At 48.7% G+C, this 24,922-nt stretch carries 27 protein-coding genes and 3 tRNA genes; 27 read left to right on the plus strand and 3 right to left on the minus strand.

Annotation, left to right across the window (positions count from 1 at the left end; genetic code table 11):
* Window positions 1–9 precede the first annotated feature (9 nt).
* From rplD to ACQ5ES_RS00470, 18 genes are all read left to right on the plus strand, one after another.
* The gene (gene rplD / locus ACQ5ES_RS00385) at window positions 10–615 is read left to right on the plus strand and encodes a 50S ribosomal protein L4 (RefSeq protein ID WP_445013989.1); all 606 of its coding nucleotides are present in this window, start codon (window positions 10–12) and stop codon (window positions 613–615) included.
* Complete coding sequence (rplW, locus tag ACQ5ES_RS00390) at window positions 612–914, plus strand: 50S ribosomal protein L23 (RefSeq protein WP_445013990.1); 303 nt, start codon at window positions 612–614, stop codon at window positions 912–914. Before rplD ends, rplW begins: the two co-directional genes overlap by 4 nt.
* A 14-nt stretch (window positions 915–928) precedes the next feature.
* The gene (rplB, locus tag ACQ5ES_RS00395) at window positions 929–1,753 is read left to right on the plus strand and encodes a 50S ribosomal protein L2 (protein ID WP_445013991.1); all 825 of its coding nucleotides are present in this window, start codon (window positions 929–931) and stop codon (window positions 1,751–1,753) included.
* A gap of 16 nt (window positions 1,754–1,769) precedes the next feature.
* A complete protein-coding gene (gene rpsS, locus ACQ5ES_RS00400) occupies window positions 1,770–2,048 on the plus strand; it encodes a 30S ribosomal protein S19 (RefSeq protein WP_026860408.1) in 279 nt (92 codons plus the stop codon).
* A gap of 12 nt (window positions 2,049–2,060) precedes the next feature.
* Window positions 2,061–2,393, plus strand: coding sequence for a 50S ribosomal protein L22 (gene rplV / locus ACQ5ES_RS00405; RefSeq protein ID WP_445013992.1), 333 nt, complete (start codon window positions 2,061–2,063; stop codon window positions 2,391–2,393).
* Between the two features lie 11 nt (window positions 2,394–2,404).
* On the plus strand, window positions 2,405–3,091 hold the full coding sequence (rpsC, locus tag ACQ5ES_RS00410) for a 30S ribosomal protein S3 (RefSeq protein ID WP_301721751.1): 687 nt from the start codon (window positions 2,405–2,407) through the stop codon (window positions 3,089–3,091).
* An 11-nt stretch (window positions 3,092–3,102) separates the two neighbouring features.
* Window positions 3,103–3,516 (plus strand): 50S ribosomal protein L16, encoded by a 414-nt coding sequence (gene rplP, locus ACQ5ES_RS00415; RefSeq protein WP_126762622.1) that lies wholly within the window; start codon window positions 3,103–3,105, stop codon window positions 3,514–3,516.
* Window positions 3,516–3,707, plus strand: a complete 192-nt coding sequence (gene rpmC, locus ACQ5ES_RS00420; RefSeq protein WP_126762620.1) for a 50S ribosomal protein L29 — start codon at window positions 3,516–3,518, stop codon at window positions 3,705–3,707. Before rplP ends, rpmC begins: the two co-directional genes overlap by 1 nt.
* The gene (gene rpsQ / locus ACQ5ES_RS00425; RefSeq protein ID WP_445013993.1) at window positions 3,707–3,970 is read left to right on the plus strand and encodes a 30S ribosomal protein S17; all 264 of its coding nucleotides are present in this window, start codon (window positions 3,707–3,709) and stop codon (window positions 3,968–3,970) included. Before rpmC ends, rpsQ begins: the two co-directional genes overlap by 1 nt.
* A 128-nt stretch (window positions 3,971–4,098) precedes the next feature.
* Window positions 4,099–6,066 carry a BCCT family transporter gene (locus ACQ5ES_RS00430; RefSeq protein WP_445013994.1) on the plus strand — a complete coding sequence of 656 codons (1,968 nt, stop codon included), beginning with the start codon at window positions 4,099–4,101 and terminating at the stop codon, window positions 6,064–6,066.
* A gap of 14 nt (window positions 6,067–6,080) precedes the next feature.
* Window positions 6,081–7,463 carry a putative porin gene (locus tag ACQ5ES_RS00435; RefSeq protein WP_445013995.1) on the plus strand — a complete coding sequence of 461 codons (1,383 nt, stop codon included), beginning with the start codon at window positions 6,081–6,083 and terminating at the stop codon, window positions 7,461–7,463.
* A gap of 97 nt (window positions 7,464–7,560) precedes the next feature.
* Window positions 7,561–9,582: an oxidoreductase gene (locus tag ACQ5ES_RS00440; RefSeq protein ID WP_445013996.1), complete on the plus strand. Its 2,022-nt coding sequence runs from the start codon at window positions 7,561–7,563 to the stop codon at window positions 9,580–9,582.
* Window positions 9,579–10,418 (plus strand): PHP domain-containing protein, encoded by an 840-nt coding sequence (locus ACQ5ES_RS00445; RefSeq protein ID WP_445013997.1) that lies wholly within the window; start codon window positions 9,579–9,581, stop codon window positions 10,416–10,418. Before ACQ5ES_RS00440 ends, ACQ5ES_RS00445 begins: the two co-directional genes overlap by 4 nt.
* A 20-nt stretch (window positions 10,419–10,438) precedes the next feature.
* Window positions 10,439–11,068, plus strand: a complete 630-nt coding sequence (locus tag ACQ5ES_RS00450; protein ID WP_445013998.1) for an L-threonylcarbamoyladenylate synthase — start codon at window positions 10,439–10,441, stop codon at window positions 11,066–11,068.
* 2 nt (window positions 11,069–11,070) lie between these two features.
* A complete protein-coding gene (locus ACQ5ES_RS00455; RefSeq protein WP_445013999.1) occupies window positions 11,071–11,901 on the plus strand; it encodes a segregation and condensation protein A in 831 nt (276 codons plus the stop codon).
* The gene (scpB, locus tag ACQ5ES_RS00460) at window positions 11,882–12,484 is read left to right on the plus strand and encodes an SMC-Scp complex subunit ScpB (protein WP_445014000.1); all 603 of its coding nucleotides are present in this window, start codon (window positions 11,882–11,884) and stop codon (window positions 12,482–12,484) included. The genes ACQ5ES_RS00455 and scpB overlap by 20 nt, the downstream gene beginning before the upstream one ends.
* On the plus strand, window positions 12,481–13,335 hold the full coding sequence (gene rluB / locus ACQ5ES_RS00465; RefSeq protein ID WP_445014001.1) for a 23S rRNA pseudouridine(2605) synthase RluB: 855 nt from the start codon (window positions 12,481–12,483) through the stop codon (window positions 13,333–13,335). The genes scpB and rluB overlap by 4 nt, the downstream gene beginning before the upstream one ends.
* Window positions 13,332–14,378, plus strand: a complete 1,047-nt coding sequence (locus ACQ5ES_RS00470) for an agmatine deiminase family protein (protein ID WP_445014002.1) — start codon at window positions 13,332–13,334, stop codon at window positions 14,376–14,378. The genes rluB and ACQ5ES_RS00470 overlap by 4 nt, the downstream gene beginning before the upstream one ends.
* Here ACQ5ES_RS00470 and ACQ5ES_RS00475 read toward each other — a convergent pair.
* On the minus strand, window positions 14,354–15,064 hold the full coding sequence (locus ACQ5ES_RS00475; protein ID WP_445014003.1) for an SIMPL domain-containing protein: 711 nt from the start codon (window positions 15,062–15,064) through the stop codon (window positions 14,354–14,356). The genes ACQ5ES_RS00470 and ACQ5ES_RS00475 overlap by 25 nt on opposite strands.
* Window positions 15,065–15,140: 76 nt before the next feature.
* Here ACQ5ES_RS00475 and ACQ5ES_RS00480 point away from each other — a divergent pair, with 76 nt between their 5' ends.
* The 9 genes from ACQ5ES_RS00480 to ACQ5ES_RS00520 all read left to right on the plus strand — a co-directional run bounded on the left by ACQ5ES_RS00480 (window position 15,141) and on the right by ACQ5ES_RS00520 (window position 22,535).
* Window positions 15,141–15,602, plus strand: coding sequence for a regulatory protein RecX (locus ACQ5ES_RS00480; protein ID WP_445014004.1), 462 nt, complete (start codon window positions 15,141–15,143; stop codon window positions 15,600–15,602).
* Window positions 15,603–15,792: 190 nt separating this feature from the next.
* A complete protein-coding gene (gene alaS / locus ACQ5ES_RS00485; protein ID WP_445014005.1) occupies window positions 15,793–18,393 on the plus strand; it encodes an alanine--tRNA ligase in 2,601 nt (866 codons plus the stop codon).
* A gap of 185 nt (window positions 18,394–18,578) precedes the next feature.
* Complete coding sequence (csrA, locus tag ACQ5ES_RS00490) at window positions 18,579–18,770, plus strand: carbon storage regulator CsrA (protein ID WP_445014006.1); 192 nt, start codon at window positions 18,579–18,581, stop codon at window positions 18,768–18,770.
* 181 nt (window positions 18,771–18,951) lie between these two features.
* A tRNA-Ser gene (locus tag ACQ5ES_RS00495) sits at window positions 18,952–19,044 on the plus strand.
* Between the two features lie 15 nt (window positions 19,045–19,059).
* Window positions 19,060–19,136, plus strand: a tRNA-Arg gene (locus ACQ5ES_RS00500).
* A gap of 27 nt (window positions 19,137–19,163) precedes the next feature.
* A tRNA-Arg gene (locus ACQ5ES_RS00505) sits at window positions 19,164–19,240 on the plus strand.
* Window positions 19,241–19,354: 114 nt separating this feature from the next.
* Complete coding sequence (locus ACQ5ES_RS00510) at window positions 19,355–19,591, plus strand: OadG family protein (protein ID WP_445014007.1); 237 nt, start codon at window positions 19,355–19,357, stop codon at window positions 19,589–19,591.
* 18 nt (window positions 19,592–19,609) lie between these two features.
* Window positions 19,610–21,397, plus strand: coding sequence for a sodium-extruding oxaloacetate decarboxylase subunit alpha (oadA, locus tag ACQ5ES_RS00515; RefSeq protein WP_445014008.1), 1,788 nt, complete (start codon window positions 19,610–19,612; stop codon window positions 21,395–21,397).
* Between the two features lie 7 nt (window positions 21,398–21,404).
* Window positions 21,405–22,535 carry a sodium ion-translocating decarboxylase subunit beta gene (locus tag ACQ5ES_RS00520; protein ID WP_445014009.1) on the plus strand — a complete coding sequence of 377 codons (1,131 nt, stop codon included), beginning with the start codon at window positions 21,405–21,407 and terminating at the stop codon, window positions 22,533–22,535.
* A gap of 23 nt (window positions 22,536–22,558) precedes the next feature.
* Here ACQ5ES_RS00520 and ACQ5ES_RS00525 read toward each other — a convergent pair whose 3' ends face one another.
* Both ACQ5ES_RS00525 and ACQ5ES_RS00530 read right to left on the minus strand, forming a co-directional pair.
* Complete coding sequence (locus ACQ5ES_RS00525) at window positions 22,559–22,738, minus strand: hypothetical protein (protein ID WP_445014010.1); 180 nt, start codon at window positions 22,736–22,738, stop codon at window positions 22,559–22,561.
* A gap of 15 nt (window positions 22,739–22,753) precedes the next feature.
* Window positions 22,754–24,787 (minus strand): response regulator, encoded by a 2,034-nt coding sequence (locus ACQ5ES_RS00530; protein ID WP_445014011.1) that lies wholly within the window; start codon window positions 24,785–24,787, stop codon window positions 22,754–22,756.
* Window positions 24,788–24,922: the final 135 nt, after the last annotated feature.

Genomic DNA, 24,922 nt, shown 5'->3' on the forward strand with positions numbered 1-24,922 from the left:
AGAATGGTGATGGAATTAACATTTAAAGACGCAAAAGGCGCTCTTGAGGTTTCCGAAGCTACCTTTGGACGTGAGTTCAATGAGGCTCTGATTCATCAGGTAGTCGTCGCTTATGCTGCTGGTGCTCGTCAGGGCTCGAAAGCACAGAAGACGCGTTCTGAAGTTTCTGGCGGCGGCAAAAAGCCGTGGCGTCAAAAGGGAACTGGTCGTGCTCGTGCAGGTACAGCTAGTAGCCCAATCTGGCGTAGTGGTGGTGTAACTTTCGCAGCGAAACCACAAAACCACGCACAGAAAGTAAACAAGAAAATGTACCGCGGTGCGATGAAAAGCATCTTGTCTGAACTGGTTCGTCAGGATCGTTTGGTCGTGGTAGAGAGCTTTGGTGTTGATGCACCAAAGACTAAGCAATTGTCCGCTAAGCTGAAAGAAATGGGCTTGAACGACGTGTTAATCGTGACTAAAGAACTTGACGAAAACTTGTTCTTAGCGTCACGCAACCTGCACAAGGTTGACGCACGTGATGTTCAGGGTGTTGATCCGGTTAGCCTGATTGCTTTCGAAAAAGTTCTGATGACTGCGGACGCGGTGAAGCAACTTGAGGAGGTATTATCATGATGCGTGAAGAACGTTTACTTAAAGTGATCATTGCTCCTCACGTTTCTGAGAAATCAACAGTTGCAGCTGAAACCAGCAACACTGTTGTTTTCAAGGTTGCTACCGATGCGAACAAATCTGAAATCAAAGCTGCAGTTGAAAAACTGTTCGAGGTTGAAGTTGAACGCGTTCGTACTGTCAACGTGAAAGGCAAAACCAAACGCTCAGGCATGCGCTTCGGTAAGCGTAGTGACTGGAAAAAAGCGTATGTCACCCTGAAAGAAGGTGCTGACATCGACTTCGTCGGCGGCGCTGAGTAATAGGAGGAATTCACATGGCATTAGTTAAGTGTAAGCCTACGTCTCCAGGTCGTCGCCACGTAATTAAAGTGGTTAACGAAGACCTGTATAAAGGCAAGCCTTATGCGCCTTTGCTGGATAAAAACAGCAAGAAAGGTGGTCGTAACAATAACGGTCGTATTACCGTTCGTCATATTGGTGGTGGTCACAAGCATCACTACCGTGTGGTCGACTTTAAACGCGACAAAGACGGTATCCCTGCGAAAGTTGAGCGTTTGGAATATGATCCAAACCGTTCAGCAAACATCGCATTGGTTCTGTATGCAGACGGTGAACGTCGCTACATTCTTGCTCCTAAGGGCATGAAAGCTGGTGATCAAATTAAGTCTGGTTCAGATGCACCGATCAAAGCGGGTAACGCATTACCTCTGCGTAACATTCCAGTAGGTTCTGTTGTACACGCAATCGAAATGAAGCCTGGTAAAGGCGCTCAGTTGGCTCGTTCAGCTGGTGCTTATGTTCAGGTTTTGGCTCGCGATGGCGGTTACGTAACTTTACGTCTGCGTTCTGGCGAAGTTCGCCGAATTCAGTCGGATTGTCGTGCAACCATCGGTGAAGTCGGCAACGCAGAACACATGCTGCGTCAATTGGGTAAAGCTGGTGCAACGCGCTGGCGTGGTGTTCGTCCTACCGTACGCGGTGTGGCGATGAACCCAGTTGATCACCCACACGGTGGTGGTGAAGGTCGTACTTCAGGTGGTCGTCATCCGGTGAGCCCATGGGGTACACCGACTAAGGGTTACAAGACCCGTAAGAACAAGCGTACTGATAAATTCATCGTACGTCGTCGCAACAAATAAGAGTTGAGGATTAAACATGCCACGTTCTCTTAAAAAAGGTCCATTTATAGACCTTCACCTGCTAAATAAGGTGGAGAAAGCGTTGGAAGCCGGGGACAAAAAGCCAATTAAGACTTGGTCCCGTCGTTCAATGATTATCCCTGATATGATCGGCCTTACTATTGCTGTTCATAACGGTCGCCAGCATGTGCCAGTTTTCGTTTCTGACGAAATGATTGGTCACAAGCTTGGTGAATTTGCACCAACCCGTACTTATCGCGGCCACGCTGCTGATAAGAAAGCGAAGAAACGGTAAGGGAGACACAAGATGGAAGCTATTGCTATTCACAAGTTCGCCCGCCTATCTCCGCAGAAAGGCCGGTTGGTTGCTGACCAAATTCGCGGTTTACCAGTGGCGAAAGCGCTGGACGTATTGAACTATAGCCCTAAAGATGCAGCTGGTCTGCTGAAAAAGGTGCTGGAGTCAGCTATCGCGAATGCTGAACACAACGAAGGTGCCGACATCGACGAGCTTAAAGTTGCACAAGTAATGGTTGACGAAGGTCCTACCATGAAACGCATCAAACCTCGTGCGAAAGGTCGTGCTGATCGTATCCTAAAGCGTACCAGCCACATTACTGTGGTTGTTTCAGATAGCTAGGAGATAAAGTTATGGGTCAGAAAGTTCATCCTAATGGTATTCGCCTAGGTATCACCAAACCATGGAATGCGACCTGGTTCGCGAATACAAAAGATTTTGCCGATAACCTGCACAGTGATCATCAGGTTCGCGAATTACTACGCAAGAAACTAAGCAACGCTTCAGTTTCTCGTATCGTAATTGAGCGTCCTGCGAAGAGCATCCGTGTCACTATTCATACTGCACGCCCAGGCGTGGTCATCGGTAAGAAAGGTGAAGATGTTGAGAAGCTGCGTCAAGCAGTTTCAAAATTGACTGGCGTGCCAGCTCAAATCAACATTTCAGAAGTGCGTAAGCCTGAATTGGATGCGCAACTGGTTGCGGAAAACATTGCTGGTCAGCTAGAACGTCGTGTTATGTTCCGTCGCGCTATGAAGCGTGCTGTACAGAACGCAATGCGTCTTGGCGCCAAGGGTATCAAAGTGGAAGTTAGCGGTCGTTTAGGCGGAGCAGAAATTGCTCGTACTGAATGGTACCGTGAAGGTCGCGTACCGCTGCACACATTGCGTGCAGATATCGATTACGCAACTGCTGAAGCAAATACCACTTACGGCATCATCGGTGTGAAAGTTTGGGTCTTCCGTGGTGAAGTACTGGGCGGTATGCCAGTCGAAGAAAAGCCACAAGCTCCAGCCAAACGCCCTAAAGGCCGTAAGTAAGGAGATACTAAATGTTACAACCAAAGCGTACTAAATTCCGTAAGGTCCACAAAGGCCGCAACCGTGGTATGGCGCAAGCAGGTAACAAAGTTAGCTTCGGCACTTTCGGATTGAAAGCTGTTGACCGTGGTCGTATGACTGCGCGTCAAATCGAAGCGGCTCGTCGTGCCATGACGCGTCACGTTAAACGTCAGGGTAAAATTTGGATCCGCGTATTCCCTGATAAACCAATTACTCAAAAGCCTCTTGAAGTGCGGATGGGTAAAGGTAAAGGTAACGTGGAATACTGGGTAGCTCAAATTCAGCCAGGTCGTGTCCTGTATGAAATCGACGGTGTTTCGGAAGAGCTGGCGCGTGAAGCGTTTACTCTTGCGGCACGTAAGCTGCCATTCAAAACCATCTTTGTATCTCGGACGGTGATGTAATGAAAGCGAACGAACTTAAAGATAAAACCGTTGAGCAGCTGCAAGAAGAATTGCTGGGTTTGCGTCGTGAGCAGTTTAATCTGCGCATGCAAGCAGCGACTGGTCAGCTGAATCAAACTCACATGTTGAAACAAGTGCGTCGTGATATTGCACGTGTGAAAACTATTCTGAATCAGAAGGCAGGTGCGTAATGACTGATGAAAAACGTGTTCGTACTCTGCAAGGTCGTGTAATTAGCGATAAGATGGACAAGTCCATCACAGTTGCTATCGAGCGTCGGGTTAAACACCCTGTATACGGTAAGTACATTTCTCGTACTACTAAATTACACGCACACGACGAAGACAACTCGTGCAATACTGGCGATACCGTGATTATTCGCGAAACTCGCCCAGTATCTAAGACTAAGTCTTGGGCATTGGTTGAAATTGTAGAGCGCGCAGAAGTTATCTAATGACTAGATAACCAGATGTGATGATAAAAAGGCTTCCTTGTGGAAGCCTTTTTTTTGATCTAAGTTAGCATCTTAGGCATAACTATCTATAATAAATAGAAATAAAAAAACCGACAGGAGTAAGACGCATGGCATCTCCCGATAAAGCACGTCTGAATCCACCCGTTTTTTATAGTGCGGCTGGTCTTATCTTTATCATTCTTTTGTTAACTACAGTTTTCCCTGAAGGCGCGAACAGTGTGTTTTCAACCGTACAGTCATCCATTATCACCAACTTGAGTTGGTTCTACGTAATGGCGGTTGCGATTATTCTGCTGACAGTAGTATTTCTCGGCTTTTCGCGTTACGGCACTATAAAATTGGGTCCTGATCACTCAGCACCGGACTACTCGAACCTGACTTGGTTCTCAATGCTGTTTTCTGCCGGTATGGGTATAGGGCTGATGTTTTTTGGTGTCGCAGAGCCGGTCATGCATTTCTTGTCACCGCCGGTGGCAGAAGCGGGCACCAATGAGGCTGCACGCGAAGCAATGAAAATCACCTTCTTCCACTGGGGTCTACACGCGTGGGCAATTTACGCGATAGTGGCACTCATTCTGGCGTTCTTCGCCTATCGTCATGGCTTACCGCTGACCCTTCGTTCCGCCTTATACCCTATGATTGGCAATCGTATATATGGTCCTATCGGGCATGTGGTGGACGTGTTTGCGGTTATAGGTACAGTGTTTGGTGTTGCCACTTCATTGGGCTATGGTGTTGCGCAAATTAATTCGGGACTCGGTTATCTATTTGGTATTCCGGTATCCACCATGGTGCAAGTGATGCTCATTATCGGGGTAACCATGTTGGCTATCATCTCGGTTACCACTGGCTTGGATAAAGGCATCCGCCGTTTATCAGAACTGAATATGGGTCTTGCCGTACTGTTGTTGTTGTTCGTTCTCATTGCCGGCCCTACGGTATTCTTGTTGCAAGCCTTTGTACAAAACACCGGTTCTTATGTCGCCGACATTGTGAGCAATACATTTAATTTATTTGCCTATGAGAAAACGGACTGGATCGGTGGTTGGACCGTTTTCTACTGGGGGTGGTGGTTAAGCTGGGCGCCGTTTGTTGGCTTATTTATCGCGCGCGTTTCACGTGGCCGCACCATTCGTGAATTTGTCTCTGGAGTGTTGTTAATACCCGCCGGTTTCACCTTGATGTGGATGACTTTCTTTGGTAATTCGGCTATCGATATGATTCTCAACGAGGGCGCAACTGAGCTAGCTGATCTGGTGCAAAATGACGTATCTGTGGCGCTGTTTGCATTTTTAGAGGGGTTCCCTTTCAGTACCTTCTTATCTGGTTTGGCGACCGTGATGGTGATTGTGTTCTTCGTCACGTCGTCTGACTCTGGTTCGATGGTGGTCGACATGCTGTGCTCTAACGGTCGTGATGATACACCTGTATGGCAACGTATTTTTTGGGCAAGTGGCGAGGGTATTGTAGCTATTGTATTATTGCTTGCCGGGGGCTTAGGTGCACTGCAGACCATGACTATTGCCAGTGCATTACCCTTTACGATTATTTTGATGATTGCGACTTACGGTCTGGTCAAAGCGTTGCGGGTTGATGTGCACAAAAAAGAGGCATTGCAGAATAACTATCTGATGGGCTCATCGGTAAGTAACAAAAACTGGCGTGAGCGGTTGCATAATATTATCGACTTCCCAAGTAAACAGGTTGGCCAACGCTTCATCCAGCAGGTCGTTAAACCAGCTTTTGATGAAGTTGCCGAGGAAATGCGTGAAAGCGGCCTGCAGGTTGAGATCAGTGCCGATAATGGTGAACAACTGATCTACCGTGTTGTCCATGGTGATGAAATAGACTTTGTTTACCAAGTTCATCTGCAAAGCCACGTACAACCAGCGTTTATTCTGGCCGATAGCGATCCGACCGATATTGCGGAAGAGAAAAAGTATTATCGTGCCGAGGTACATTTACGTGAAGGTGGTCAGGATTATGACATCTTGGGTTGGTCGCGTGATGCGGTGATCGGCGATGTTATCGACCACTATCACAAACACATGCACTTCTTGCACGTGTTGCGCTAAAGGGAGAATAAACGATGAAAAAACAAATACTCGCAGTTTGTATAGGTGCGGTTTTGAGTACTCCTGTATTAGCGCAGCAACAAGGTGGTGGCGAAGTGACAGCTACGCAGTTGCAAGAAGTCATGCAGCAAATGCAGCGTTTGCAACAGCGTGTCGCTGAACTCGAAGCGCAACTGGCTGACAAGCAAGAACAAGAAGAGGAAGCCACTGCAAAAGCTGCGCTCCAGCAGGCACCGCGAGCGGGGGCTGTTGCACCGCGCGAGCGTATCAATGCGAATACCGCGATTGCGGCACGTGTTGAACGGTTAGAAGAAGATGTCGAATCCGCCCAAAATGCACCCATCACCATTGGTGGTGCGGTGCGCACGCAGTTTGTTTGGGAAGACTATAATAACGGCAACAAAGACCGAAGTGGCGACATCGACTTCGATCTGATTCGACTTGACTATAGTGGGACTATCGGTGACGTGATCCTATCAGCACAGTACCGTTGGTTCCAATACATGGAATCCGTGCAACACGCATGGGTCGGCTATAACTTCACTGAAAACTGGCAGGGGCAAGTAGGCATCACCAAGGTACCTTTTGGTAACACGCCTTATAACTCTAACAACTACTTTTTTAGTTCAAATTTCTATGTTGGCCTGGAAGACGATCATGATGCTGGCGTGAAGTTCCTTTATCGCGATCCAGAGTGGGATTTTGACATAGCCTTTTTCAAAAATGATGAACAGGGCGGTGTAGATGGTTACGTCAGTGGTCGTGAAGATCGCTATGCCTATGATGCGTTGGGAGTGCGTCTGAGTGGCGAAGGCATTTATGATACGCCAGTGTTGGCGGTGGGTGAAACCAACAGCTTCGCTGCGCGCGTGGCACGTAAGTATGCTTTAAGCGACGGAAGTAGCTTTGAATGGGGTCTGTCGGGACAATTAGGCAAGATGCACGATGGTACTGATGATGTCGGCGATCGTGAGGCCTTTGCTGTACATGGTGTTTACAGTGTCGACCGCTGGACCTTTATGGGACAAGTAAGTCAATACGATTACGATATGGATATGGCCAATGAAGGGATCGTCGTTGGTGCTTATGCGTTTTACGATACCATCCCAAGCAGAGCTACATTGTATACGGCGAACATCGCCTATAGCTGGCCAGTAAATGTTGGGCCGATATCAAATCTGACCTTCTACAACGACTATAGTCTGATGACCAATAAGCGTGGAGGTGGAGAAGATACCGTAATGAATGTGTTAGGCGTTGCCGTCGCAGCCGGTGGGCTCTACACCTATTTCGATCTGGTGACGGCGAAGAATCAGCCGTTTATTGGTGGGTCTATGGCAGGAGATTCAACGGAGACCAAGACTCGCTTTAATATCAATATCGGGTATTATTTTTAGCCTGTGATGTCACCGCTTGGGATTCTTAGCACTTGCCGCCAAGCGGTGAAATCAGTACAGTAAACTAATTCAAACAGCTGTTTAAGTTGAGGTTACTGTGGCAAGCGCATACCCCCACCTGTTAAAACCCTTAGATTTAGGCTTTACACAATTGCGGAACCGCGTCCTGATGGGCTCGATGCATACTGGACTTGAAGAGGAAAAGCATGGTTTCGACAAATTGGCAGCCTTTTACGAAGCGCGAGCAAAGGGCGGGGTAGGGCTCATTGTCACTGGCGGTATCAGCCCGAACTTTCGTGGTCGGGTACAACCTTTCGGCTCTGAACTCAGTCGACCTTGGCACCTAGCCAAGCATCGTAAAATAACCGCAGCGGTGCATCGACATGACAGTAAGATTTGTTTACAGATTCTGCATACTGGCCGTTATGCGTATCACCCGTTTTCTGTTGCACCAAGCAAAATTAAAGCTCCGATTTCGCCGTTTACGCCGAGCGCAATGTCTGAACGCCAAATTCATACCACTATCAAGCATTTTGCCCGCTGTGCAAAGTTGGCCCAAAAAGGTGGGTACGATGGTGTTGAGGTTATGGGATCAGAAGGCTATTTGATCAATCAATTCTTGTGTCCGCGAACTAATAAACGCACGGATCGTTGGGGCGGAACTTTTGCCAATCGGTCACGGTTTGCGTTGGAGATTATGCAAGCGGTACGTGCCGCGGTAGGTTCTGACTTCATTATTATTTACCGGTTGTCGATGCTCGACTTAGTGCCAGGGGGGCATGAGTACGATGAAGTAATCGAGCTCGCCAAAGGCATTGAAGCGGCTGGAGCGACACTGATTAATAGTGGCATCGGCTGGCACGAAGCACGGGTACCGACCATCGTCACCTCGGTGCCACGGGGCGCGTTCAGTTGGATAACGGCAAGAGTACGAGAACAAGTTTCCATTCCAGTGGTCGCAGTTAATCGTATCAACACGCCAGAAATTGGTGAACAGATTCTTGCGAAAGGCGAGGCGGATATGGTGTCAATGGCACGGCCATTGCTTGCGGATGCCAATTTTGTTGCTAAAGCTGAAGCGCAACAAAGTGATCGCATTAATACTTGCATTGCCTGTAACCAAGCATGTTTGGATCATGTATTTGAGAATAAGCGAGCAAGTTGTCTGGTGAATCCTCAAGCTTGCTATGAAACCGAATTGGTCATGATTCCCGCAACTAAGCAAAAACGTATAGCAGTGGTTGGAGCCGGCCCTGCGGGCTTGGCTTTTTCGTGTTATGCCGCTGAACGTGGTCATGAGGTGCATCTGTTCGAATCGAAAACCGAAATTGGCGGGCAGTTTAACTATGCTAAGCAAATTCCTGGCAAAGAAGAATTTCACGAAACCATTCGGTTTTTTAGTCATCGTTTGGCGGATACTGGAGTGAAGGTTCACCTTGGTACCAGACAAACTGCCGAGTCATTACTGGCAGAAAAATTTGACGAAGTGGTATTGGCTACCGGTGTGGTGCCACGCGAGATAAACATAGACGGAATTGAGAATGAAAAAGTTATGAGTTATCTCGACGTGCTGCGTGACCATAAAGCGGTCGGCACGAAAGTTGCGTTAATAGGAGCTGGCGGTATCGGTTTTGACGTTGCTGAATACTTGACGACGACGGCGTCTCCAACGCTAAATGCTGATGAGTGGTCAGCGATTTGGGGGGTAGATAAAGACTATCAGGAACGTGGCGCGTTAAGGCAGCCGAAGCCGGAAACTACCCCGCGCGAAGTCTGGTTGCTGCAGCGTAAGACCAGCAAGGTTGGAAAAGGTTTAGGTAAAACGTCAGGCTGGGTGCATCGTGCGACCCTAAAAAAGAAAGGTGTGCACATGCTGCCAGGTGTTAGTTATCAGCGCATAACAGACGAGGGGCTTTGGATAGAAACCGATGGCAAAGAGCAGTTGCTTGCGGTGGACACTATTGTCACTTGTGCAGGGCAGTTGCCATTGCGTGAGCTACAACAAGAGCTCGAATCTGCAGGTCAGGCGATACACCTGATTGGCGGTGCCGACGTTGCCGCTGAGTTAGATGCAAAACGGGCCATTCGTCAGGGCGCAGAATTAGCGGCAGCTTTATGAGTAGAGTTTATGATTTGCACTGTCACAGCCATTTCTCTGATGGCGAACTGGCGCCAGCAGAGCTGGTTCAGCGGGCGGCAAAGCATGGGGTAACCTATCTGGCGCTGACCGACCATGATACCATCGCTGGATTGCAACACGCAGCCGCCGCAATTGTTGAACATCAGCTCGAGCTTGAGCTTGTCGCGGGGGTTGAAATAACTTGTCGCTGGCAAAGTTTCGAGATCCATCTGGTTGGCTTGCAAGTGAATCCCGAACATCCTGCCTTACTTGAGTTGTTACAGGGTCAGCAACAATTGCGCCAACAACGCTATCAGTTGATGCTCGATAAGTTGCACCACGCCGGAATTGAAGTAGCACCACCATTGGCTGCCGAACTGACCATGCCAACCCGCAAACACCTGGCTGAGGCGTTGGTGGAGCAAGGCTGGGTGAAAAATTTTGATAGTGCTTTTCAACGTTATCTAGGTAAAGGCCAACAAGCTTATGTGGCGACGGACTGGTGTGATTTGGAAGCTGCTATTGGTGCAGTTCACGCGGCTGGCGGACAAGCTGTTCTTGCGCACCCTCATGCCTACCAGCTGAGTAATAAATGGTTGCGTAAGTTGCTAAATGAAGCGAAAGGCTACGGGCTGGATGGCCTTGAAGTTGCCATCAGCCAACAAAGTCCGGGACAGCGCTCAGCGCTTGCAACTATGGCCAGAGAACTTGATTTGGCGGCGTCTGCAGGTTCTGATTTTCATGGGCCTCGACCATGGCGCGAGTTAGGCAAAAATCTTTGTCTACCGCCCGACACTGTGCCAATATGGAGGCATTGGAACGGATCACACGCCTAACGTAAGGTTTAGTCATAACTATGAGTCAGTATTTCACCATACACCCCGAAAACCCACAGCCGCGATTGATCCAACAAGCGGTACAACATGTCATGCAGGGTGGGGTGCTGGTGTACCCAACGGATTCAGGTTACGCCATCGGTTGCCGTATTGGCGATAAAACTGCGATGGAACGTATCTGTCGAATTCGAGAAATAGATAAAGACCACCATTTTACCCTTATGTGCCGCGACCTGTCCGAGCTCTCGATTTACGCAAGGGTCGATAACACAGCGTTTCGTCTGTTAAAAAACAACACGCCTGGCCATTACACCTTTATTCTGAAGGCGACCAAGGAAGTTCCCAAACGATTGTTGAATCCGAAACGTAAAACCATTGGCATTCGGGTTTCTGATGATCCGATAACTATGGCGTTACTCGGGGCTTTAGGTGAACCTTTGATGTCGACCAGCTTGATCTTGGGAACAAATGAGTTTGCTGAGTCCGATCCCTATGAAATTCGTGAGCGCCTCGAACGTCAAGTTGACGTGATTGTAGATGGCGACCATCGTGGTGAAGCGCCTACTACGGTTGTTGATCTTGCTGATGATACGGTGCAAGTGACCCGCGTTGGTTCCGGTGACACTGCGCCATTTGATCACCTCGGCTAACCATGGCGGAATCGACTACATCGCCCCAACAACAATCATTGCCGCTGGGCTTTGTGCGCGGCGAGGCGGTTATCGACAAGCCCGAAGATCTCTATATCCCACCAGATGCCCTTGAGCTTATTCTCGAGAGCTTTTCCGGTCCGATGGACCTGCTGTTATACCTCATTCGCCGACAAAAACTAGATATTGTTGATTTACCAATATTACCCATCACCAAGCAATACATGGAATACGTCGAAATGATGAAAGAGCTCAAGCTTGAGCTGGCGGCGGATTATTTGGTGATGGCGGCAATGTTAGCGGAAATCAAGAGTCGAATGCTGTTACCACGACCACCAGCAGAAGAAGATGATGAAGCTGATCCGCGCGCCGAATTAGTACGTCGATTGCAGGAATATGAAGCGATTCGTACTGGTGCTGGCTACCTCGATCAGATGCCACAGACTGAACGCGACCTCTTCGTAGTACATGCCGAAACTGATGCTAAGGACTATGTTAAGCAACCGCTTCCCGATGTTGCGCTAGCTGAACTGGCGGTCGCTTTTAGTCACGCTATGGCGCAAACTGAATTACAGCAACATCATCAAATTCATCGTGAGCGATTGTCGACGCGGGAACGTATGAGTCGCATTATCGATCTTTTACAGACTCATCAGCGGTTACGATTCGCCCAGCTGTTTGAGCCAAGTGAAGGCAAAGAGGGGGTCGTAGTAAGCTTTTTGGCGGTATTGGAGCTGGTGAAAGAGGCTCTGGTGGATGTCACCCAAGTCGATGCTTTTTCGGAAATTCACATTTCAACGCGCGAGCAGGTTTATGCAGAATCAACAGATTAAACAACTTATTGAAGCTGTCTTGTTTGTTGCCGAAGCGCCGATGTCGGTGGCACAGCTAACCGACTATTTGCTCGCACACGGCGTGGATGCAACACGCAAAACTGTGCGCGAGGTGTTGGTCGAGTTGGAGCACGATTATCAGGAGCGCGGCGTGCAACTGCAGGAGATCGCCTCGGGCTACAGATTTCAGACGCGCGCAGAATTAGGTGGTATAATCGCCAACCTCTGGCAAGAGAAGCCACCACGTTATTCGCAGGCGTTGTTGGAAACCCTTGCTTTGATTGCGTATCGACAACCAATTACCCGTGGTGATATCGAAGAGATCCGCGGCGTAAGTGTTAGTTCGCAAATTATGAAAACATTACAAGAACGTGGTTGGGTTAAAGTGATTGGTCACCGCGAGGTGCCCGGGCGTCCACAATTGTACGCTACTACCAATGAGTTCTTAGATTATTTTAACCTGAAAGATCTATCTGAGTTACCTGCTATTCCAGAGCCTCCAACAAGGACAGCGAATACAGGGCCAGTTGCTCAAGAAACAACCGCTGAGACAGCGACCGAAGAGAGTGAAAGCGCCCCATGAGTGAAAAGTTACAGAAAGTTTTAGCCCGTTCTGGGCATGGTTCTCGCCGTGAATTAGAAACCAAAATTGCCGCTGGCCGTATCAGTGTGAATGGCAAGGTTGCGACCTTAGGCGAGCGTATCGATACCGACGCTAAAGTGCGGATCGATGGTCATGAAGTGGCGATTAAACCACCGGAAGATGTGGTTTGCCGCGTGCTCATGTACCACAAGCCTGAAGGGGAGTTATGTACCCGCAAAGATCCTGAAGGCCGTCCTACGGTCTACGATCGACTTCCGCGGGTGCAAGGTGCTCGCTGGGTTGCAGTGGGCCGACTTGACGTGAACACTTCGGGCTTGCTGCTATTCACCACCGATGGTGAACTTGCTAATCGTTTGATGCATCCTGGTCATCAAATTGAGCGTGAGTATGCGGTGCGCGTTTTCGGCGAAGTTGACGATGCGATGATTCGCAGATTGTTAAAAGGTGTACAGCTGGAAGATGGTCCTGCTTCGTTTAAGGAAATTAAGCGCGGTGGCGGCGAAGGTATGAATCAATGGTATCAGGTGATGCTTACTGAGGGACGTAATCGTGAAGTACGTCGCTTGTGGGAGTCACAAGGGGCTACGGTAAGCCGATTAATACGCGTACGTTACGGCAATATTAAGCTCGAACAAGGTCTTCCGCAAAGTGGTTGGGGCGAGCTATCGCTGGAGCAAATCAACTACTTGCGTCAGATGGTCGATCTGCAACCGGAAAACCGTAGCTTTATTGATGGACGTAAGCCAGAGACTCGGCAAAAACGTTACTCGCGCGCACGTCGTAGCCAAGGCAAGCGATTACAAGAAGCGAAACAACGTACACGCAAATGAAGCTGCTTGCCGACTGGCAACATGAAGGACCACTACTAGCCTTGTGGCCCTATCGAAATGATGTTTGGCGTGACAATGCCAGACCTGTTCAACAACAGCTGTTGAACATGCTTGAAGCTATAGCTCCACACCACCCGGTTTGTCTCGGGGTGCATCCGCCACAAGTACATTCAGCCTTAGCGCGACTACCAGCTAACTTGCAGTGGTTTCCTATTGGTTACGATGATGCGTGGGTGCGTGATACTGCGCCCCTGTATCTGCAATGTTTAGCACAACGCACGGCGAGTGCCGGGCACTTTAATGGTTGGCAAGGTGTGAATCAAAGCCATGCCCGAGATCAACGTTTTGCCCGTCAGTTGGCATCACGCCAGCGTATTTCATTTCATCGTGTACCTTTAGTTTTCGAAGGTGGAATGCTCACTCACGATGGCGCTGGAACAGCAGTGGTGCATGGATGTAGCTTGCAGTTACGTAATCCCGGGAAAAGTCTCGCTGAGCTGGAGCGGGTGCTGGCGAAGAGCTTCGGATTGCAACGCGTGATTTGGTTGCAACATGGGTTAGGCGCAGATGAAACCTCAGGGCATGTCGACAATCAACTGCAGTTTGTTGATTCGGGCTCGATTGTTTTTGCAGCTAGTGCGAGTGATCCTCTGTGGAACCGCGAGCTGCTAGCGTTGCAACAACAACCTTGGGCTAGCGATTACCGCTGGATAGAGCTGCCGCAAGCCCAGCAATTGTATGAGCCAACGAATATTTATCACGACGTAGTTCGGCATCCTGGTGTATTACCGCGTGGTCGTCGACCTCTGCTGTTGAGTTATGCAAACCTGATCTCTTTACCGCAAGCGTTGATGGTGCCGCAATTTGGAATTGAGCAAGACGCACAAGCCGTTACTACGCTGCGGGAAGCCTTTCCTAAGCTCAGGATTATGCCAATTGACGCGATTGAATTTGTCCGCGGTGGGGGAGGCCCTCACTGTCTGACCACGCTGCTTGCCACGGTGCCGATAAACTTACTTCAGTCCTCACTGTTAAGCCGATAAACAACATCCACGCGAGCTTCAACCGATTGCTGACCTGGTAGGCTAACATCGGCACTCATTTCTGCCTGCGCCATTCGATAACGAACCACGGGAGCTTGGTTGGAACTTTCGCGAATGTCGGCTACACCAACAATGCTGACACCAGCTGCTGCTGCAAGTTTTTCTGCTTTTTGGCGAGCTAATTGCAGCGCTTCGATTAGTGCCTGCTGGTAGAGCGCATCGACGTTACTTATTGTTAATTGCGGTTCGTCGACTCGTTGTACGCCGTTGTTTAAAGCATATTCAAGAAACGGACTATGCTGCTCAGGGTTGAGGAAGTTTATCGTCATCCGCCGCGAAACCTGATATCCGGTTAATTGCTGTTGCCCGTCATCGTATCGGTACTGTGGATAAATACGGATGGCGAAAGATTGAATGTGGTCGTGGTTGATACCTTGTTTTGTTAAATAGTCGAGCAGATTTGCGGTGATGGCATCGACCTCAGTTTTGAGTTTAGGAATATCTTGCCCCATGCGCTCGACGGCAAGGCCTAATTGCAGTCGATCAGGCACCGCTTCAACCGACGCGCCACCGCTGACCGCAAGTGTGGAAGTTGCGGTTGTTGCTAGTGTTGACTGAATTTGCGGCTGACAGCCGATTAAAGCTAAAGTGCTACTAAAAAGTAAGATAACGAGCAAGCGTTGCATGATTAAGTCCTTTTTCCTAAACAGGTACTAGCTGAGAGTGTAAACTGACGAAAAAATTCCCTTGCTGGAGTGCTTTATGAGTAGTGAAGAACAGCAACAAGCAGATGAAACCGTGGTTAGATTGCTTGGTCGGCGTGAGCACAGCGCGCACGAGCTGCGCCAAAAGTTGCGCCAGCGCGGATATTCAGAGTCAGTCATCCAACAATCGTTGGCGACCGCACAACAGCACGGGTGGCAGTCCGATGAACGTTATGCTGAGATTTGGTTGCGGCAAATGATTGGTAGCGGCAATGGTTGGATGAAAATAAAGGCAGCAGCAGGAGCAAAAGGCGTTGCTGAAGAGCTCTTATTACAACTGACCGAAGCGGCCGACCCTGACTGGGTGGACCTATGCTTCGAGCGGCTTTGTCGAAAATTTGGTGAGCAGCCACCAGAAACCCGACAAGAACGTGACAAAATTATGCGTCACTTGCAAAGTCGTGGCTTTCGATTCGGCGAAATAAAGGCTGCCATGGAGCGTCAACGGCAAGCTGAGTAATGTTATTTTACTCGATGTGTGGGTGCAGCCAAAATCAGCTCTGACACCTTTTTTTGAATATTTTTCAACAACTGTACCTAACATATTTATGCGCGGCCCGCAGACTAGTCGAAAGGCTGCTTTCATGGTAGTCTTTCGCGCTAATTCAACGATAATTTTCACCCTGATAAGCAGCCGTAGGAAAGAGTTCATGAGTATGACCAGCGCCCAAGTCCGTGAAGCGTTTTTGTCCTATTTTGCCGACCGTGGTCACCAGCGAGTGGCATCGGCATCATTGATTCCTGGTAACGATCCAACCCTGTTATTTACTAACGCAGGTATGGTGCCATTTAAAGACGTGTTTCTGGGCGATGAACAGCGTGACTATAGCCGAGCCACCTCTTCACAACGATGTTTACGTGCCGGTGGTAAGCATAATGACCTCGAGAACGTGGGGTATACGGCGCGCCATCATACGTTTTTTGAGATGCTCGGCAATTTCAGCTTTGGCGACTACTTCAAACGCGAAGCGATTCAGTATGCGTGGGATTTTCTAACCGAGGTGCTGCAGCTACCAAAAGAAAAGCTTTGGGTCACGGTATTTACCGAAGATGATGAGGCTTATGCAATTTGGGCTAATGAAATCGGCGTGCCGGAAGATCGTATTTCCCGGATTGGCGAAAAAGATAACTTTTGGGCTATGGGTGACACAGGTCCTTGCGGTCCTTGTTCTGAAATATTTTACGATCACGGCGCGGATGTCTGGGGCGGTCCTCCGGGAACACCAGAAGAAGATGGCGACCGTTATATTGAGATCTGGAATCTGGTCTTCATGCAATACAATCGGCAAGCTGACGGGACGTTACAGCCGTTGCCTAAGCCATCAGTAGATACTGGCATGGGGCTTGAACGTATTGCTGCGGTATTACAGCATGTGCATAGCAATTACGAAATCGATCTGTTTCAGGCGTTAATCAAAGCTGCCGCCGATATCGTCGGCACTGATGATCTGAATAATAAATCATTACGGGTGATTGCCGACCATATACGCTCCTGCAGTTTCTTAATTGCTGATGGTGTTCAACCTTCGAACGAGGGTCGTGGCTACGTGTTGCGACGTATCATTCGGCGTGCGGTTCGCCATGGCAATATGCTTGGTGCGCAAGGCGCATTTTTTCATAAACTGGTGGCTGAACTGTTGCGGCAAATGGGAGCTGCTTATCCTGAGTTACAGAGTAAAGAGAAAGTTATCAGTGACGCCTTACTGCGTGAAGAAGAACAGTTTGGCAAGACTTTAGAACGAGGTCTAACCATCTTAAATGATGCTTTGACTGACCTAACCGGCACTGTTATTCCAGGCGAAGTTGTTTTCAAACTGTATGATACCTACGGATTCCCTGTCGATTTGACGGCCGATATCGCCCGTGAAAAAGAATTGACCATAGACGTTGAGGGTTTCGATCAGGCTATGGACGAGCAGCGCAAGCGCGCGCAGCAAGCGTCACAATTCAGTGTTGACTATAATGAGCGGCTTAAATCATCGCAGCGAAGTGAGTTCACCGGGTACGATGCTACCGCTGGTGCCAGTGAAGTGATCGAACTTTTTGCGGATGGCGAAAAGGTCGAACAGTTGCATGCTGGACAACAGGGTGTAGTGGTACTTTCGCAAACACCATTTTATGCGGAGAGCGGTGGGCAAATCGGTGATGTTGGTAGCTTTGTGGTAAACGGCACCGTATTCGTAGTAGAAGATACTCAATATATTGGCAAAGCCATTGCTCACCATGGCCGTGCAGAAGCCGAATTAAAGGTCGGCGATCGAGTTGAAGTTGAAATTGATACCCAAAGGCGCGCAGCGATTAAACGAAATCACAGCTCAACGCATCTCCTGCATGCGGCATTACGTAATAGTCTAGGCGAGCATGTGACGCAAAAAGGCAGTTTAGTAACTGCTGACCGATTACGTTTCGACTTCTCCCATTTTGCTGCTTTGACCGCAGCTGAAATTGATGCAATCGAACTGCAAGTAAACGAGGAAATTTTCGCTAATCACCAATTAAAAACCGCTTTAATGCCGATAGAAGAAGCTAAGCAAGCGGGCGCAATGGCACTGTTTGGTGAGAAATATGACGAGGATGTGCGAGTCGTGCGTATGGGCGATTTCTCAATGGAGCTGTGCGGCGGAACGCACGTCGAGCGTACTGGTGATATTGGTATGTTTCGCATTATTAGTGAAGCCGGAATTGCTTCTGGAGTACGTCGTATCGAGGCGGTAAGCGGGTTAGCCGCTGTGCAGTATAGTCAGCAGCAGCAACAGTTGTTACGACAAAGCGCTGGGTTATTAAAAGCTGATCCAGCACAGTTACCAGAACGCCTTCAGCAACAACTTGAGCGGGCGAGAGGGCTTGAACGCTCGATAACTGATTTACAACAGCAACTGGCTGCTCAAGCTGGCGGAAGCCTGCTGGATGATGCGCTTGAAATTGCTGGTCAAAAAGTGATCTTGGCACAACTTGAGAACGTAGAGAGTAAGGCATTGCGTGGCATGGTTGACGATTTAAAAAATCAAATCGGCAGCGGTATTGTGGTGCTGGGTATTGCAAACGACAACAAAGTAAGCCTGATTGTTGGCGTGACCAAAGATTTAACCAGCAAAGTAAAAGCCGGTGACATTGTTAATGTGGCTGCTGCGGAAGTCGGAGGTAAGGGCGGTGGTCGTCCTGATATGGCGCAAGCAGGAGGCACTGACAGTAGCAAAATAGGCGAAGCTTTGGCAGCCGCGCAACGTCGTATCGAAGCGCTATTGCGATAAACGGTAGGCTAGAAGGTATCGACGTAAGTAAACGAGCTGTCATGGTTTAGGTTTCCTTGCTATCATAAATGTTGTATGACATCTGGTGAGGATTCATGCAATTTATTGAGATTAATTCAGGCTGGTCGTGTGGTGTTTTCTCATGGATGCCCACACAAATAAATAGTAGGGAAGGAGCAGGTAAAATGTTGATCTTAACCCGTCGAGTGGGTGAGACCTTAATGATTGGTGATGAGGTCACAGTCACGGTATTGGGTGTCAAAGGGAATCAAGTGCGCATTGGAGTCAACGCGCCCAAGGATGTCTCAGTGCACCGAGAAGAAATTTATATGCGTATTCAGGCTGAAAACCAAGATAAGCCAGAACCATCTGACTAGATTAGCCCTGCGAAAAAGCTGATGCATGCCATCAGCTTTTTTGATCTATAACCTGTCAAAATGACGAGTTCTGTGGGAATTTTGCCCGAGATGTTTAAAAATCCCACAAACACACCGTAAAAGGGAAAAAATCGTTTGACATTATTGTCAGTGCCGCTAGAATTCATCGCCACAAGTAAGAGGTGAGGTGGCCGAGTGGCTGAAGGCGCTCCCCTGCTAAGGGAGTATAGGGTTTGTAGCCCTATCGAGGGTTCGAATCCCTCCCTCACCGCCATTATTTGTTTGCAATGCGCTCGTAGCTCAACTGGATAGAGTACCTGGCTACGAACCAGGCGGTTGGAGGTTCGAGTCCTCCCGAGCGCGCCATTTGCAAGCCCCATAAAATTAAACGACGCGCTCGTAGCTCAACTGGATAGAGTACCTGGCTACGAACCAGGCGGTTGGAGGTTCGAGTCCTCCCGAGCGCGCCATTTCCTAGATTTATATCTCCTATAAATTCAACTAAGGCTTACGCATCAGAAAGTTGTGTTATTCTGCTTTTAAGTTACGCTTATTTATAACGCTAAAAAGGCAGGTTAACGACGATGCAGCAGCAACTCTCAGAAGCACTCACGATTATGCTCACCGGCATGATTACGGTGTTTGTATTCCTTACTCTTCTTCTCATTGCTATGGGCGTATTACGCCGTTTTGTTGGCACTGAAGAGAACCTGTCTGCACCACGTTCCTCCACTGCAACGCGCACTGCCAAAAACAACGATGCTCAGCGGCTGGCCGCAATTACCGCGGCTATTCATGCTTATCGGCGCGAGCACGAATAAACTTAAAGGAGCCCAAGGATGACGAAACCACTAAAGCTAACCGAATTAGTCTTGCGCGACGCGCATCAGTCGCTGTTGGCGACGCGCATGCGCTTGGACGATATGTTACCGATTGCTGAACAGCTTGATAACGTCGGTTACTGGTCGATGGAATCCTGGGGTGGCGCAACCTTTGACTCTTGTATCCGTTATCTGGGCGAAGATCCTTGGGAGCGCATTCGAGAATTAAAGAAGGTGATGCCAAAGACGCCACAGCAAATGTTGCTGCGGGGACAGAACCTGTTGGGGTATCGGCATTATGCAGATGATGTGGTAAGACGTTTTGTCGAACGCGCGAAAGAAAATGGCGTTGACGTGTTCCGTATTTTTGATGCGATGAATGATGTTCGCAATCTCGAAACCGCAATCAAAGCAGCAAAAGATGTTGATGGGCATGCGCAAGGCACCATGTCTTATACGGTTAGCCCAGTGCACACCCTTGAAAAATGGTTAGAAATGGGCAAAGAGCTTGCTGATTTAGGTTGTGACTCGCTGTGCATCAAAGATATGGCCGGACTGCTGCGTCCACAGGTGGCTTATGACTTAATTACGGGCTTAAAAGAGGCGACTGGGCTACCGATTGCGATGCAGTGTCATGCAACTACAGGCTTAAGTACTGCAACCTATCAGAAAGCAATTGACGCAGGTATTGATATGCTCGATACCGCAATTTCGTCGATGAGCATGACCTATGGTCACTCGGCGACGGAAACTATTGTGGCGATGACGGAAAACACCGACCGCGACACTGGTTTGGATCTCGAACAACTTACTGATATTGCCAGTTACTTCCGTGAGGTGCGGAAAAAGTACGCGCAATTTGAAGGTTCGTTGAAAGGTGTTGACGCCCGCATTCTACTGGCACAAGTGCCTGGTGGAATGCTGACAAATATGGAAAATCAGCTGCGTGAACAAGGCGCCGCGGATAAGTTTGAAGAAGTGCTGGCTGAAATACCGCGGGTACGCGAAGACTTAGGATTCATACCCTTGGTTACTCCCACGTCGCAAATCGTTGGTACGCAAGCTGTACTGAACGTACTAAGTGGCGAGCGTTACAAATCGATTTCGAAGGAAACCAAAGGTGTATTGCGAGGCGAATATGGCGCGACAGCAGCACCAGTGAATAAAGAACTACAAGCTAAGATACTCGACGGCGATGAGCCTATTACGGTTCGCCCAGCTGATTTAATTGATAATGAAATGGATAAACTCACCGATGAGCTCCGGCAACATGCGAAAGAGAAGTCTTTGCGCATTGCTGAAAATGAGGTGGATGACGTATTAACCTATGCTTTGTTTCCACAGATCGGTTTAAAGTTTCTCGCTAATCGTGATAACCCCGATGCCTTTGAACCAGCGCCGCAAACTGAATCATCAGCAGCGCCTGCGGCGAAATCGGAAAAACCGACGACATCAACTCCCGCAAAAGGTGGGAAAGCCACTTACAAGGTAAAAGTTGATGGTAAATCTTTTACTGTTGAAGTGGATCCCGCGGGTGCGGTTACTTCAGCTGAGGTTGCCGATGACAACGAAGATAGCGGTAATGTTAGTGATGGGGAACCGGTGACTGCGCCATTAGCTGGTAACGTGTTTAAAATTTTGGTCAAGCCTGGTCAGGAAGTTACTGATGGCGAAGTTTTGATCGTGCTCGAAGCGATGAAAATGGAAACCGACATTAAGGCGGATCGAGCAGGTACAGTGGCACAGGTCCACGCCCGTGAAGGCGACAGTGTTGCCGTCGGGGACGTATTAATAGAATTGGAGTAATAGTGCCATGGATCGTTGGCTAACCTTATGGGAAAGTACCGCCCTAGCAGCTTTTACTTGGGGCCAGGCGGGGATGATGCTGGTCGGGGCGTTATTACTGTACTTAGCAATCCGTAAAAAGTTTGAACCCTTGTTGCTGCTGCCAATTGGATTTGGTGCGATTTTAGCAAATATTCCACTTGCCGGTCTCAATGACCCGGGTGGAATTTTGTATTACATCTACGTGGTCGGCATCGATACCGGCGTCTTTCCGCTGCTCATTTTTATGGGCGTAGGAGCGATGACGGACTTTGGTCCACTGTTAGCAAATCCACGAACCTTGCTATTAGGTGCGGCGGCGCAGTTTGGTATTTTCGCGACGTTGTTAGGAGCCATAGCACTGAATGGGATGCCCGGTTTTAACTTCTCGATGCAAGACGCCTCTGCCATAGCTATTATCGGTGGTGCGGACGGGCCAACGGCAATCTTTCTTGCATCTAAATTGAGTCCAGACTTGCTCGGTGCGATCGCGGTCGCTGCCTACTCATATATGGCTTTGGTACCTATCATCCAGCCCCCCATTATGCGTTTATTAACGACCAAAGCAGAGCGCGCGGTGAAGATGGAGCAGTTACGCCAGGTCGGGCGTCGCGAAAAGATTTTATTTCCGCTGGCAGTGCTGTTCTTAACATTGTTATTTTTACCGACGGCAACGCCGCTGGTAGGTATGTTTTGTTTAGGTAACTTAATGCGCGAGGCCGGTGTGGTCGAGCGACTGAGTAAGACTGCACAAAATGAGCTCATTAATATAGTGACGATATTTCTTGGTCTCGCTGTCGGCTCAAAGTTATCGGCCGACGAGTTTCTCAGTTTACAAACTCTAGGTATTTTAGGCTTGGGTGCTGTTGCGTTCAGTATTGGCACCGCATCTGGTGTATTGATGGCGAAGATAATGGCGAAATTTAGTAAGTCGCCTATCAATCCATTAATTGGCGCAGCAGGGGTATCGGCGGTTCCTATGGCAGCACGGGTGGTTAACAAGGTTGGCCTGGAAGCCAATCAAAGCAACTTCCTGTTAATGCATGCAATGGGGCCAAATGTCGCTGGCGTTCTGGGCTCGGCCGTAGCGGCTGGTATTTTGCTGGCCTTAGTTGGGTAGTTGTGGTTAAAGGGACGTTAGAATTAGAACTGACGTCCCGTTATCCACAGCATCAGGCTATAGACGATGGCGATAAAGGTGCTAACAATTAAAATATAGATAAACCCCTTGCGTCCCTGTTTTAAAGTATGGCCATTGACGCTCAAGTACACCCACCAAAGCACGCACAGTACAACTGGAATCAAAAACAAAAATCGAATCATAATTTACCACCTAATCTAAGGTTGTCGTTCAACCCATAACTTTAAATCAGAAGCTGCTAATGCAGCTTGTTGCAGCATTGGCGCAAGTCGTGTGATGTGATCCGCTACCTGATCATGTTCAGCATTTTTCATTGCTTGTTCAAGTTGCGTAGCAAGACGCTCCACTCCATGAAGTCCCAAGTTAGCCGCAGAACCTTTCAGGGTATGGAAATACCGGCATGCTTGATCATGCTGACCTTTGCTCATAAAGTCGACAACTTTCAACGGTGCTTCGTTGTAGGTCGCTGTTAATCGCTCTACTAACTCAACGTAGAGTTCGACGTTGTGGTTCAGACGCTCCATAGAGCTCTGAAAGTCGATATCATGATGTGTTGGATAACGAACCTTTGGTCGACCACTCGTCTTGCCTGACGCCTCATGAGAGGTTTCCTTACAATCATGGCGACACCATTTTTCTACTACTTGCCGCAGCTTTAGCTCGTCAATGGGTTTGCCAATATGATCTTGCATACCCGCGGCAAGCGACTGTTCGATGTCTTCACTAGCATTATTCGCGGTCATTGCGACAATTGGTAGCTGCTCATAAGAATACTGCGCACGAATCGCGCGGGCTGCACTATAGCCATCCATAATCGGCATCTGAATATCCATCAAAACCAGCCCATAATCACTGCGGACTACAGCTGCAAGGGCTTCTTCGCCGTTAGCTGCGACTGCAACGCTTAAGCCTAAATGTTCAAGCATCTCTTTAGCAATATGCTGATTGATGTCGTTATCTTCGACCAGCAACACCCGTGTTCCGTTGAGTGAATCAAGTCGCTGATCTTGATTTTGCGTTGGTGTTTGACTTGCAGGTTGCAGCGCGAGTACTGAAGCTAGTGCACGAATCACAGTGTTACTGGTATAAGGTTTAAGCAGATGTCCTTGCACTCCAAGCTGGCGCGCGCGCTCAATAAGTTCACTGGCGTGGTAGCTGGTTGCGAGGATGCAGGCTGGCGCATCAGCCGTGGCAAGAATTTTGCTGCAGAAATCAAGGCCCGTCATTCCCGGTAGCTGCCAATCGATAATGCACACATCGAAAGGTTCATCCGCGAGCGCCTGCAAGGCATCTTCGGCAGTTCGAAAACTACTCACCTGCAGCTGAATACTGCGCAGCATGTCATTCAACATTTCGCGTGTGGTCAGGTTATCTTCAACGACTAACGCTCGCTTTCCGACCAGTGCCGATAAAATATCTTGTGGGATACGCTGCAGCCTTGGCTGTTGCAGCGGTAACTGTAATTCGATGAAAAACGTTGTGCCCTGACCTTTACTACTGACCACACCGATGCCGTGCTCATTCATTAACTTTACGATGCGCTGACTAATGGCAAGGCCCAGGCCGGTACCACCATATTTGCGGGTGGTCGAAGTATCGGCTTGAGTAAATGCTTGAAATAACCGATGGCGCTGCTCTTCATCCATACCGATCCCAGTATCGGTAACCGACAGCCGAAGGTAAAGATGGCTGTCAGTTTCATCGAGCTTAGTTACCGCTACCACCACTTCACCATGCTCAGTGAACTTAATTGCGTTACTGACGAGGTTGACCAAAACTTGGTTAAGGCGCAGCGGGTCGCCGATTAAACGGGTAGGTAAGTTGGGCGGTAATTGAATGATAAACTCAAGGTTCTTGTCGTGCGCACGGTAAGCGAAGAGATCAGCAAGATTGCGCAGTACTTCTTCTAAATCAAACGGGATTTTTTCGATGGTAAGCTTGTCTGCTTCCAGCTTTGAAAAGTCGAGAAGATCATTAATGATACCCAGCAAAATCTTCGATGAACTCTCAATTGATTTTAAATAGCCACGCTGTTTGTTATCGAGTTCGGTCTTAAGACACAATTGTGTCATTCCCAAAACCGCATTAATCGGGGTACGAATCTCATGGCTCATGTTCGCCAAGAATTCACCTTTGGCCTGATTTGCGGCTTTGGCAGCGGCTATTGCCTGCTCCATATCTGCAAGTTCACGGAGCTGTTGGGTATTGGGCGATTTTTTGTCCGACGCCATTTGGTCTGCTGCCATAGTCGTTTAAGGGAGATTTAGGATTAGCTTCATGATGCCACGCAATGATACATTCGCCAAGTAGGGAAATGCTGGGGAATTACGCCCAGATCATGGACGTAGCTATAGATAAACAGTAAG

The sequence above is a fragment of the Pseudidiomarina xizangensis genome (genome assembly GCF_052541995.1).